11 protein-coding genes and 1 pseudogene are annotated in these 11877 nt (G+C 75.7%); 5 read left to right on the top strand and 7 right to left on the bottom strand.

Annotation, left to right across the window (positions count from 1 at the left end; all coding sequences use genetic code 11):
• Window positions 1-18: 18 nt before the first annotated feature.
• Window positions 19-1806 (bottom strand): dolichyl-phosphate-mannose--protein mannosyltransferase, encoded by a 1788-nt coding sequence (locus tag ACWPWW_RS14905; protein ID WP_454051132.1) that lies wholly within the window; start codon window positions 1804-1806, stop codon window positions 19-21.
• Between the two features lie 170 nt (window positions 1807-1976).
• Here ACWPWW_RS14905 and ACWPWW_RS14910 point away from each other — a divergent pair, with 170 nt between their 5' ends.
• Window positions 1977-2489, top strand: coding sequence for a hypothetical protein (locus ACWPWW_RS14910; RefSeq protein WP_454051133.1), 513 nt, complete (start codon window positions 1977-1979; stop codon window positions 2487-2489).
• 23 nt (window positions 2490-2512) lie between these two features.
• A complete protein-coding gene (locus tag ACWPWW_RS14915) occupies window positions 2513-2713 on the top strand; it encodes a hypothetical protein (RefSeq protein ID WP_454051134.1) in 201 nt (66 codons plus the stop codon).
• 4 nt (window positions 2714-2717) lie between these two features.
• Here the strand turns inward: ACWPWW_RS14915 and ACWPWW_RS14920 are convergent, their stop codons facing one another.
• Window positions 2718-3548, bottom strand: coding sequence for a cytochrome c oxidase assembly protein (locus ACWPWW_RS14920; RefSeq protein ID WP_454051135.1), 831 nt, complete (start codon window positions 3546-3548; stop codon window positions 2718-2720).
• 23 nt (window positions 3549-3571) lie between these two features.
• The gene (locus ACWPWW_RS14925; RefSeq protein WP_454051136.1) at window positions 3572-4033 is read right to left on the bottom strand and encodes a DUF2243 domain-containing protein; all 462 of its coding nucleotides are present in this window, start codon (window positions 4031-4033) and stop codon (window positions 3572-3574) included.
• A gap of 81 nt (window positions 4034-4114) precedes the next feature.
• Here ACWPWW_RS14925 and rsmI point away from each other — a divergent pair, with 81 nt between their 5' ends.
• The 3 genes from rsmI (at window position 4115) to ACWPWW_RS14940 (ending at window position 7099) form a co-directional block, all read left to right on the top strand.
• Complete coding sequence (gene rsmI, locus ACWPWW_RS14930) at window positions 4115-4981, top strand: 16S rRNA (cytidine(1402)-2'-O)-methyltransferase (RefSeq protein WP_454051834.1); 867 nt, start codon at window positions 4115-4117, stop codon at window positions 4979-4981.
• Window positions 4982-5043: 62 nt separating this feature from the next.
• The gene (locus tag ACWPWW_RS14935) at window positions 5044-6231 is read left to right on the top strand and encodes an aminotransferase class I/II-fold pyridoxal phosphate-dependent enzyme (protein WP_454051137.1); all 1188 of its coding nucleotides are present in this window, start codon (window positions 5044-5046) and stop codon (window positions 6229-6231) included.
• Window positions 6232-6382: 151 nt separating this feature from the next.
• A complete protein-coding gene (locus ACWPWW_RS14940) occupies window positions 6383-7099 on the top strand; it encodes a head GIN domain-containing protein (RefSeq protein ID WP_454051138.1) in 717 nt (238 codons plus the stop codon).
• On the opposite strand, the gene ACWPWW_RS14945 is transcribed toward ACWPWW_RS14940, so the two are convergent.
• The 4 genes and pseudogenes from ACWPWW_RS14945 to ACWPWW_RS14960 all read right to left on the bottom strand — a co-directional run bounded on the left by ACWPWW_RS14945 (window position 7096) and on the right by ACWPWW_RS14960 (window position 11792).
• The gene (locus ACWPWW_RS14945) at window positions 7096-8040 is read right to left on the bottom strand and encodes a 4-(cytidine 5'-diphospho)-2-C-methyl-D-erythritol kinase (RefSeq protein WP_454051139.1); all 945 of its coding nucleotides are present in this window, start codon (window positions 8038-8040) and stop codon (window positions 7096-7098) included. The genes ACWPWW_RS14940 and ACWPWW_RS14945 overlap by 4 nt on opposite strands.
• A gap of 42 nt (window positions 8041-8082) precedes the next feature.
• A pseudogene (gene rsmA / locus ACWPWW_RS14950) lies at window positions 8083-8974 on the bottom strand (16S rRNA (adenine(1518)-N(6)/adenine(1519)-N(6))-dimethyltransferase RsmA).
• Window positions 8975-8984: 10 nt separating this feature from the next.
• A complete protein-coding gene (locus ACWPWW_RS14955) occupies window positions 8985-10271 on the bottom strand; it encodes a ubiquitin-like domain-containing protein (protein ID WP_454051140.1) in 1287 nt (428 codons plus the stop codon).
• A gap of 279 nt (window positions 10272-10550) precedes the next feature.
• Window positions 10551-11792: an aggregation-promoting factor C-terminal-like domain-containing protein gene (locus ACWPWW_RS14960; RefSeq protein WP_454051141.1), complete on the bottom strand. Its 1242-nt coding sequence runs from the start codon at window positions 11790-11792 to the stop codon at window positions 10551-10553.
• Window positions 11793-11877 lie beyond the last annotated feature (85 nt).

Consider the following 11877-nt stretch of genomic DNA (forward strand, 5'->3'; position numbering starts at 1 on the left):
CCTGGTCCGGCGACGACGTCAGATCCAGGACCGCAGCCACATGTGCAGGTGCCAGAACTCGTACGGCACCACCCACGCCGTCCACACGGGGTAGAAGAACGCGCTGACGGCCAGCACGACCGTCAGCACGGCCGACGTCACGACGACGCCCCGGCGGCGCTGGCGGGCGTCGTCGGTCTGCACCAGCAGGGCCAGCACGAGCACCACGGCGAGCACCACCCACGGCGTGAACGCGATCGAGTAGAACGTGAAGATCGTCCGGTGCGCGTAGGCGAACCACGGCAGCCACCCGGCGGCGACGCCCGCCAGCACGGCGCCGGCCCGCCAGTCGCGCCGCACGACCAGCCAGTACAGCGCGACCAGCAGCGCGAGCGCGCCCAGCCACCAGAGCACCGGGTTGCCCAGCGAGGTGATCGCCTGCGAGCACGCGTCCGCGCCGCAGGCGGCCCGCGCCTCCTCGCCGGTGAGCCCCGACACGCCGGTCGGGTAGTAGAACGAGGTGGGCCGCCACTGGACGATCCAGCCGAGCGGGTGGGCGGCGTACGCGTGCTCGGCGGTGAGGCCGTTGTGGAAGTCCCACATCTCCGTGTGGAAGTGCCAGAGCGAGCGCAGCGCCGGGGGCAGCCAGCCGACGCCCTCGCCGGGGTGCTCGACGGCCCACTGCCGCAGGTACGACCCGGGGTGCGCGAACCAGGACCACCAGCTCGCCACGTAGGTCACCGCCGCGGTGAGCACCATGACCAGGCCGGCGGGGACGGCGTCCCGCCAGAGCGTCGCCGGGACCCAGTGCCGGACCCCCGCCGAGCGGCGCGCCGTGGCGTCCCAGGCCACCGTGAGCAGCCCGAGGACGGCGAGGAAGTACAGGCCGGACCACTTGGTCCCGATGCACAGGCCGAGCAGCACCGCGGCGGCGAACCGCCACCACCGCCAGCCCAGGCGCGGCCCGAGCCCGAGCGCCGCGCCCGAGTCCAGCACGGCCGCCGTCCGGGCGGCGAGCCGGCGCCGTGCCTGGTCGCGGTCCAGCAGCAGCGCCCCGAACGCGGCCAGCGCGAAGAGCATCACGAAGTTGTCGAGCAGGCCGGTCCGGGAGTGCACGATCGCCTCGCCGTCGACCGCCATCAGCAGGCCGGCGACGGTCCCCAGCGCGGTCGAGGCGAACAGCCGGCGGCCGATCCGCGCGACCAGCAGGACCGCCAGCGTGCCGGCGACGGCGGACGCGAGCCGCCAGGCGGCCGGTGACTCGATCCCGCCGCCCAGCTGAATGCCGAGCGCGATCAGCCACTTGCCGACCGGCGGGTGCACCACGTACTCCGCGCCGGTGCCCAGCGCGGAGCCGTCGCCGGCCGCGAACAGCTCGTTCGCGTCCTCGCCCCAGCGCCCCTCGTAGCCGAGCCGCAGCAGCGAGTAGGCCTGCTTGACGTAGTAGGTCTCGTCGAACACCAGCTCCCGCGGCCGGCCGAGGTCCCAGAACCGCAGCACGCCGCCGAGCAGCGTGACCGCGAGCGGCCACAGCCAGCCGAGGACGCGGGCACGACGGGTGGCGCCGAGCAGCAGGGTGCGGGCGCCCAGCAGCTGCACCAGCAGGCGGTCGTGGGTGGACAGCGCGGGGTCGTCGGCGCGGTCCGGGTCGGCGCTGCGCGGCACCGTCAGCGTGCTCGTGGCGCCGTCGTGGTGGTGGTGGTGCGCGTCCTCGGGGTCCCGGGCGGACGTCGCCTCCGGGTCCGGCGGGACGACCGGCGGGAACCGGCGCTCGGGCTCGTCCGGGACGGCGGGCCGCGCCTCGGTCGGGTCGTCGGGCTGGGGCACGGTCGTCATCGTAGGGGCGCGGTCTGAGCGGCACCTGCGCGGACGCGGCGCGCCGACGGCCACGGACACGCCGCGTGTGGTCCCCAGGTCCGTCCCCAGGCCCGACCCGGACCCGGCGCGAGGGGGCGCGGGACTGGCACGGTGAGGGCTCGGCGGACGGAGGAGGTCGGGTGGGACGCGAGGTGCAGGTCGGGGCGCGGGTGCTGGCGGTGCTGGCGGCGCTGCTCGTGCTCGGTGCGGGGGTGGCGATCGGCCTCGCCCTCGGCGGCGCGGCGTCCGTCGGCAGCGGCAGGTGGCTGTCGGAGTGGTCGCGCAGCGCGGGGTTCGGGGGCACGGCGGCGATCGTCGCCGCGGCCATCGCGTACGGGGCGGCGAGCGCGAACGCGCGGCGGCAGCAGTGGGTCGACCGCAAGGTCCAGTGGTGGGCCCGGGCGCAGTGGGCGCTCGACCGGGTGCTGAGCGACGACCGCCACGGGCAGACGGCGGGCCTCGACGTGCTGGCGGCGCTCGCGAGCAGCGAGTGGGCGGGCGAGCACGAGAGCGACGTGGTGGACGCCGCCCTGGCGGGCGCACTGGGGCTTCGGACCGCACCGAGCGGGTCGAGCGGCACCGGGTGTCCGGGAAGTGGGGATCGACGGGGGACTCCCGGACGATCAGACTCCGACGAGGAGGTGTCACGATGATGCGGAGCCGGAGAAGCAGGCGGGTGTCGCGCGAGGCGGAGGCAGATCGGCCGGCGATCGGCGGCGGAGTCGCCCGAGCGCCGTTGCCGCACGAGTTCGAGCGTGACCTCCACCCGAGCGTGCGTGCCGCGGCGGCACGCGCCAAGGTCGTCGTGGACAGGAAGCGCGGGGTCGAGACCCCGCAGTGGATCGTGGACCTCGCCGGCACCTACCGTCGCTTCTGACACGTCACGGTGCCGCCGCCCCGGACGCCGCGAGCCCGGCCGGCCGGGGTCGCGTGGCCGCATACCACCCGGCGAGCAGCAGCACGACGAGCGTCACGTCCACCGCGTCCCCGCCGTAGTACATGAGCTGCGCGCCGACGCGGGCGTCCGCCTGGTCGGCGCCCGCCGGCGGGTGCGCGTAGAGCCACTTCGCGAGGACCGCGTGCGCCGCGATGAAGACGATCAGCGCCGCCGACCGCAGCTGGACGGACGCCCGGTGCGGGTCCGGGTCGCGCCCGACCACCGACGCCGTGAACAGGTACCCCGCGACCAGCACGTGCAGGTGCACCAGGCCGTGCAGCGCGGGCGACGCGTGCATCCGGGCGAACAGGTCGGTGCCGTAGAGCAGCCACAGCCCGCCGGCGTCGAGCGTGCCGGCGACCACCGGGTGCGTGACGACCCGCACCGGCGGGGCGCGGAGCAGCCGGACCAGGGACCGCGCGCCGGTGACCGGCAGGGCGCGCAGGGCCAGGGTGACAGGAGCGCCCAGGACCAGCAGCAGCGGCCCCAGCATGCCCAGCAGCAGGTGGCCCGCCGCGTGCGCGGTGAAGCTGGTGCGCGCGGCGGTCGCCAGCGGCCCGAGCAGCGCGGCGCCGACGCAGGCGAGCCCGAGCAGCCAGAGCACCGTGCGCCGCACCGGCCACGGCGTGCGGGAGCGGGCCAGGACCAGGGCGGCGACGTAGCCGGCGGCCGCGCCGACCAGCGCGAGGGCGACGGCGACGTCCAGCAGCTCCCAGCCCGTCAGCCGGCTGGTCCCCGCGCCGTGCCCGGGATGGCCGGCATGCGCCGGGAGCACGGGGTGCACGGGGTGCACGGCCCTCAGCCCGGCCCGGCCGCTGCGCCCCCGGTCGGCCGCGCGCGGGTGCGCCGCAGCACGACCAGCCCGGCCAGCAGCACCAGGACCGCCGACCCGATCCAGGTGACGTCGTACAGCAGCAGGTCGACGCCGTAGCGGATCTGGTGGATGCCCAGCAGCTTGTGGTCGACGACGCCGTCGAGCAGCTGGAAGGCCCCGACGCCGGTGAGCACGGCGCCCACCCACCGGGCGCGGACGACGCCGGTCCGCCGTCGCACGTCCGCCAGCAGGAACAGCCCGGCGACGGTGACGAACCAGCCGAAGGCGTGGAACACGCCGTCGGTGGTCAGCGCCACCTCGGTCGTCGACAGGTCGTAGAAGTGGTGCCACTGCAGGCCCAGGTGGAACACGAGCAGGTCGATGACGGACGCCGCGATGCCGCAGCCGAACAGGAACCCGGACAGCACGGTGCGGTCGGTCGACATCGGATCCTCCGGTGGTGCGGCTCCGGCGATCCTCGCCAGCGTGCGGCCGGTCGGCAACCGGGGCACCGCGGAGGTGGCAGGCTGGCCCGCGTGACCTCCTCCCTCTCCGGCGCCGGCCGGCTCGTGCTCGCGGCGACTCCCATCGGCGACGTCGAGGACGCCTCGCCCCGGCTGCGGCGCCTGCTCGAGGAGGCCGACGTCGTCGCCGCCGAGGACACCCGCCGGCTGCGGGCGCTCGCGGCCCGGATGGGTGTCACTGTCGGCGGGCGGGTCATGAGCCACCACGAGCACAACGAGGCCGCGAGCACCCCGGAGCTCCTCGCCGTCGTGGCGGGCGGCGGCACGGTGCTCGTCGTGACCGACGCGGGCATGCCCGCCGTCTCCGACCCGGGGTTCCGGGTGGTGGCCGCGGCGGTCGAGGCGGGCCTGACGGTCACCGCCGCGCCGGGGCCGAGCGCCGTGCTGACGGCTCTCGCGCTGTCGGGGCTGCCGACGGACCGGTTCTGCTTCGAGGGCTTCCCGCCGCGCAAGGCGGGGGAGCGGCTCCGGTCGTTCACCGCCCTGGAGCGGGAGCCGCGCACGATGGTGTTCTTCGAGGCGCCGCACCGGCTCGCCGCGACGCTGGCGGACATGGCGACGGCGTTCGGCGCCGACCGGCCGGCGGCGGTGTGCCGGGAGCTGACGAAGACGTACGAGGAGGTCGTGCGCGACGGCCTCGGGGCGCTGGCGGCGTGGGCCGGGGCGGGCGAGGTGCGCGGCGAGATCGCCGTCGTCGTCGCCGGTGCGCCGGCGCGGGAGGTGGCGTCCACCGCGGAGCTGGTCGCCGAGGTGCTGTCGCGGGTCGACGCGGGGGAGCGGCTCAAGGAGGCCGTGGCCGAGGTCGCGCAGGTGGCCGGCGTGCCGAAGCGCGAGCTGTACGCGGCGGCGCTCACGGCCCGCGGTCGCTGATCCGACCAGCACCTCCGCAGGTCCTCCACGCCGCGCGGGGCCGACGGCGCTAGCGTCGGCCCATGGAGTTCCGTCGCATCCCCGGCCTGCCGCCGTACGTGTTCACGATCATCGACACGCTCAAGGTCGAGGCGCGTCGCGCCGGCCGCGACGTGGTGGACCTCGGGTTCGGCAACCCGGACCTGCCGAGCCCGCAGATCGCCGTCGACAAGCTGGCCGAGGCCGCGCAGAACACCCGCAACCACCGGTACTCGGCCTCTCGCGGCATCCCCAAGCTCCGGCAGGCGGTGGCCGACCACTACCTGCGCCGGTTCGGCGTGACGCTGGACCCGGACACGGAGGTCATCTCGACCATCGGCGCCAAGGAGGGGTTCAGCCACCTCATGTGGGTGCTGCTGCAGCCGGGCGACGCGGCGCTGGTGCCGACGCCGTCGTACCCCATCCACATCTGGGGCCCGTACTTCGCCGGCGCGGACGCCCGGCAGGTGCCGATCGGCGACGGCACGGACGGCGCCGGGTACGTGGACCGCGTGATGGAGGCGTGGGACCTCGGCTGGCCGAAGCCGCGGGTGGTCGTGCTGTCGTTCCCGCACAACCCGACGACGACCACCGTCGAGCTGCACGACCTGCAGCGGCTGGTCGACTGGGCACGCGAGCGGGACGTCGTCCTGGTGCACGACCTGGCGTACGCGGACATGTGCTTCGACGGGTGGACCCCGCCCTCGATCATGCAGTGCGTCGGCGCGACCGAGGTCGCCGTCGAGCTCTACTCGATGACCAAGTCGTACTCGATGGCCGGCTGGCGGGTGGCGTTCCTGGTGGGCCGGCCGGACGTCGTCGGCGCGCTGGCCAAGCTCAAGTCGTACCTGGACTACGGGACGTTCCAGCCGATCCAGATCGCCGCGACGGTCACGCTCAACGAGGCGCTCGACTACCCGGCGGAGCTCAGCTCGGTGTACGAGAGCCGGCGGAACGCCCTGGTCGACGGGCTCGGGCGGATCGGCTGGGACATCCTGCGGCCGCGCGGGACGATGTTCGCCTGGGCGCGGATCCCCGAGCCGTACCGGGACATGGGGTCCATCGAGTTCGCCGAGATGCTGGTCCGGGACTGCGACGTGGCGGTCTCGCCGGGCGTCGGGTTCGGCCCGGGCGGCGACGGGCACGTGCGGTTCGCCCTCATCGAGAACGAGCAGCGGATCGCCCAGGCCGTCCGCGGGCTGCGCAAGGGGCTGACCCGGCTGGAGGGCTGACCCCGCCCGCACGGCCCGCACGATCGCGGGGCGGTTCGGGTCCTCCTCAGGGTGCGTTCAGGGGTCTCCCGGATGTCGTCCCTGCGCGCGGGCCTGCGAGGCTCGGACCGCGACGCGGGGGACGTCCCCGCGCCCGGCACGAGGAGCGACCATGGCACGGCGGACGACGGCAGCGGCAGCAGGGGCGGTCGGTGCGGGCCTGGTGCTCGGGCTCACGGGCTGCGTGGGCGGCGGCGGCCCGATGGTCACCCGCGAGGTCGAGGTCGAGGACGTGCAGTCCGTCGACCTGGCGTCGTCCGGGGACCTGACGGTGCGCCGCGGCGACACCCCGTCCCTGACGGTGCGGGCGCCGGAGGGCACGCAGGACCGGCTGGTCTCCGAGGTCCGGGACGGCGTGCTCGTGCTCGACGCCCGGAGCTCGTTCGGCTTCCAGGACCTCGGCGACGTGCAGTACGAGCTGGTGGTCTCCGACCTCCAGCAGGTCGTGGTGTCGGGCTCCGGCGACGTGACGGCGTCCGAGGTCGTCGGGGAGCGCCTCCGGGTGAGCATCTCCGGCTCGGGCGGCGTCGAGGTCTCCGGGGTGGACGTCGAGGAGGTGCAGGCCGCGGTCGACGGCTCGGGCGACATCGAGCTGTCCGGGCGGACGACGACGGCCGCCTTCGGCATCGACGGCTCGGGCGACATCGACGCCGAGGACCTGCGCGCCGAGGAGGTGGACGCCTCGATCGGCGGCTCGGGCGAGATCGCCGTGCACGCCGAACGCCGGCTGGACGTGCGGATCGGCGGCTCCGGCTCCGTGACCTACGCCGGCGACCCCGAGGTGACGAGCGAGGTCAGCGGCTCGGGCGACGTGGTCCGGGAGGACTAGAGCACGTCGGATCCGGCGACCACCCGCGCCCCGGGCACGGGCCCGGAGGCGGTGAGCACCGAGTCCGCGACGCCGGCGGCCGTCATGGCGGCGGCGATGACCAGGGCGTGCTGCCGGCTGCGGGCCAGGGCCGCGACGGTCGGCCCGGAGCCGGACACCACGACGCCGAGCGCGCCGGCGTCCTCGGCCACGGCCAGCGTCTCCACGAGGCCGGGGGCGAGCTCGACGGCGGCGTCCTGCAGGTCGTTGTGCAGCAGCGCGCCGACCGCGGGGGCGTCGCCGGCGCGCAGCGCCTGGAGCAGCGCCACGTCGCCGTCGGTGTCCAGGGCCTCGTGCCCGTGGGCGAGGGTGTCGAACTCCTCGTAGACCCGCGGGGTCGACAGGCCGGCCTCCCGCACGCCGAACGCCCAGTGGTACTCGCCGCGCGACAGCGCGGCGGTGAGCAGGTCGCCGCGTCCGGAGCCCACGGCGGTCTGGCCCATCAGCAGGAACGGCACGTCCGAGCCGAGCTCCGCGGCGACCTCGTGCAGCTCCTCGCGGCTGAGCGCGGTGCCCCAGAACGCGTCGCAGGCCAGCAGCGCGGCGGCGGCGTCGGCGGAGCCGCCCGCCATCCCGCCGGCGACCGGGACGCCCTTGTGCAGGTGCAGGTGGACGCCGTCGTCGACGCCGGTGCGCTCGGCCAGCGCGCGCGCGGCGCGCAGCGCGAGGTTCGAGCCGTCGGTCGGCACCAGCTCGGACTGCGGGCCCGAGACGGTGATCCGCAGGTCCTCGGCCGCGGTCGCCACGACGTCCTCGTAGACGGACACGGCCTGGAACACGGTCGCCAGCGGGTGGTACCCGTCCGGGCGGCGCGGGCCGACGCGCAGCGAGAGGTTGACCTTGCCGGGAGCCCGGACCCGCACCTCACGTCCGGTGCGGGGGGCGAGGCGCAGGTCGGTCACGGGTCCCACTGTGCCAGGTCCGGGCGTGGGCGGCGCGAGGTCTCAGGCCCCGGCGTGCAGCGCCTCGGCGACCCGGGCCAGCGCGGCGACGTCGAGCGCCTCGCCGCGGGCCTGCGGGTCGACCCCCGCCGCCTCGATCGCCCGGACGGCGTTCTCGGCGCCGCAAGATGCTCCGGTCCGCGCTGGCGTCCTTCGCGGGCGGCTCCCGCCGGTCCATCCGCACCAGCGCGGAGTCGACGTTCGGCGCCGGCCAGAAGACGGAGCGCCCGACGGTCGCGGTCCGGCGGGCGGACGCGTACCAGGCGACCTTGGCCGACGGGACGCCGTACGTCCGGCTGCCGGGCGGCGCCGCCAGGCGGTCGGCGACCTCGGCCTGCACCATGACGAGCACGCGCTCGAGCGTCGGGAACCGCTCGAGGAACGTCAGCAGCACGGGGACCGAGACGTTGTACGGGAGGTTCGCGACCAGCGCGGTCGGGGCGCGGCCCGGCAGCACCCGCACGTCGAGCGCGTCGCCGCGCACGACCGTCAGCGACGGCGCGGCAGGTGCACCCGCGTCCGGCTCGCCCGCGGGAGCGGCGACCACGTCGGGCAGGTCCACGGAGTCGACCACGACCCCGGGGACGTGCCGGCGGACCGTGTCGGGCAGCAGCGCGCCGAGCACGGGGTCGATCTCGACCGCGACGACGTCGGCCCCGGCCTCGAGCAGGCCCAGCGTCAGCGAGCCCAGGCCGGGACCGACCTCGACGACCCGCTCGCCGGCGACGACGTCGGCCTGGCGGACGATCTTGCGCACGGTGCCGCCGTCGAGCACGAAGTTCTGCCCGAGGGTCTTGGTCGGCCGTATGCCGGCGCGCTCGGCGAGGGCGCGGATCTCGGCCGGACCGAGCAACGGCCCCGCCGCAGGTGCGACGGGGCCGGTGCTCGAGGACATGCGGGCGAGCCTAGCTGAACAGCCGCGGCCCGCAGTGCGGCCACTGGCCGGCGCCGGAGCGGTTGTAGAGCATCTGCGCGCGGGCCGTCTGCTCCTCGGCCGAGGCCTGCGAGGGGACGCCCGAGCCGCCGACCGCGGCCCAGGTGGCCACGGAGAACTGGTAGAGCCCGTGGTACTTGCCGCTCGCCGACACCGCGTTCACGCGGCCGCCGGACTCGCACGCCGCCAGGGCGGCCCAGTTGAGGCCCGCCGCGTCGCCGCCGCCCACGGCGGGGGTGCCGCCGGAGGCCGGTGCGCTCGGCGCGGCCTGCACGACCGGCTTCTTCTTGGTGCCGACGTTGGTGACCTGGTCGACCGGCGCCTGCGTGACCGCGTCGGAGACGGGCTCGCGGCCGGTCTCGACGCCGTCGACGGTCGTGATGCGCTCGACGACGGTGCGCACGCCGGGCACGCCCGCCGTGGTCACCTTCGACGTGCCGACGTAGATGCCGGCATCCTCCTGCTCGACGGCGTTGAACGGCACCTCCGACGTGGTGGTGACGTCCTGCACGACGACGCGGTTCACGACGACCGTCACGCGGTCACCGGTGTGCTGCACGCTGACGCGGTCCAGCGCGGTCAGCTGGACGCCCAGGGCGTCCAGCGCCTCGGCGACGGTGGTGCTGCCGTCCGGCACGGTGAGCGTCTGGCCGTCGACCTGCACGGCGGCGGCGCCGTCGAGCGTGAGGTCGAGCGACAGGTCGGGGCGGCCGCCGGCGGCGGACCGGGACGCGACCAGGCGCACGTCGTCGCCGCGGGTCGCGAGCATCTCCAGCGCCTCGTCGGCGGTGAGCGCGGTCGTCCAGACCGTCTGCTCGGCGCCGTCGGCCTGGATCGTCACCTGGTGCGCGTGCCGCACGACGACGTCGACGCCGTCGCGCAGGGCGCCGGACGGGCTGACGGTGTCCCGCTCGCCCAGCTCGAGCTGGTGCTCGTCGAGCAGGCCCTCGACGCTGCCGGAGAACGTCGACACGGTCGTGGCGACGCCGTCCACGTCGAGGGTGACGGTCTTGTGGGCGTCCGCGACGGCGACGCCGCCGGTGGCGAGCACGACCACGGCGGTCGCGGCACCGATCAGGCGCACGCGACCCCGGCGCGACCGGCGCTCGTCGGCGGGCTGGGCGCCGGCCGCGTCCCCGGGGTCCGTGGTGTTCCGGACGATGCGGGTGCGCAGGGCGGCGGGCATGGCGGCGAGGCGCGCTCGGGCGCGACGGGTGAAGGAGGTCACGTGGTTCCAGACGACGGCGGTCCCGGGCACGGGGGGCGGGTCGCGCTGCGCGAGGCGGCGCCCGGCGGTGCCCCGGGCCGTTCGGCCCCGCGGCTGCGGCGGCACCTGGAGGGAGGTGCCGCACCCGACGGTCCCGGATCCCCGATCCGGCGGTGGTCCTGCTGCCGCGCTCTGCTGCGCGGGCTGCGTGCCCGCGGACCGGGATCACCGATCTGTCACGAGCGACACGCGACCGTAACCTATTCGTGATCCTCTGCCAAGTGGTGGCGGCGGCTCAGCAGGTCAGGCGGGGACGCGACGGGGTGCGTCTCAGTACCAGCCCTTGGCCTGCGACGCCGACCAGGCCCCGCACGGGTTGCCGTAGCGGCCGCCGATGTAGTTGAGGCCCCACGTGATCTGGGTCGCCGGGTTGGTGCGCCAGTCGGCGCCGACGCTGGCCATCTTCGAGCCCGGCAGGGACTGGGGGATGCCGTACGCCCCGGAGGACGTGTTCTCGGCGTTCACGCGCCAGCCGCTCTCCTTGTTCCACAGCTGCAGCAGGCAGGCGAACTGGTCGTCGCCCCAGCCGCGCGCCGCGGCGAGCTGCCGCCCGATGTCCTGCGCGCTGCCCGGGGACACCGTGATGTCGACCCCGGCGGCGACCTCCTTGGTGCCGACCTTGATCACCTGCGTCACCGGCTCGACCGTCACGGCGGAGGCGATCACCTGGCGGTCGACCACGGCCCCGCCGACGGTCGCGGTGCTGTAGGTGGTCGTGCGGACGCCGGCGCGGCCGGCCGTGGCCACCTTGCGGGTGCCGGTGACGAGCGTCGGGTCCTCGACCTCCTGCTCCTCGAACGGCACGGCCTCGGTGACCGTCTCGCCCGCGGTGGCGGCCCGGGTGACGAGCACGACCAGGCCGTCGGTGGCGGTCGCGTCGAGCGGCACCGACACGCGGTCGCCCTCGTTCAGCACCAGGCCGATCTCCCGCAGCGCGTCGCGGACCGTCCCGGCGCTGGTCACGCCGTCGATGACCTGGCCGTCGACCGCGAGGTGCAGGGTCTTCTGGGTGGAGACGCGCAGCACGTCCTCGCGGGCCAGGGACGCGGACCGGGACGCCGACAGCAGCGTCTGGTCGTCACGCAGACCCAGGCCCTCGACGGCCTCGCCGACCGTGAGCGCGGTGGTCCAGACGGTGCGCTCCTCGCCGTCGACCTCGACGTCGATCTCCCGGCCGTGCCGGACGACGATCTGCGCGCCGTCGCCCACGGTCTCGCCGAGGCCGGGCGCCACGAGGTCCTGGTCGCCGACGGTGATGTCGCCCGCCGCGAGCACCTGCCCGACCGTGCGGCCGAACGCGGTCACCTCCACGGTGGCGCCGTCGACCTCGACGGTCACGGTCTTGTGCAGGCCCGCGAACGCGGTGGTCGCGCCGGCCACGAGGACGAGCGCGAGGCCCTGGGCGCCGAGGCGGAGCCTGCGGGAGCGCTTGCGCACGCGGTCCCGGGCGGGGTGACCGGAGGGGTCACCGCTCGACGGCACGGCGGGCACGGACGTCTCGGGCGCAGGCACGCGGAGGGCTCCAGCAGGGTCGGTTCGGCGCGGGGAGGGGGCGCACGCCGGGACAACCCGACGACCGTAACCGATTCGTGACCCG

Source organism: Cellulomonas sp. Marseille-Q8402, assembly GCF_965119525.1.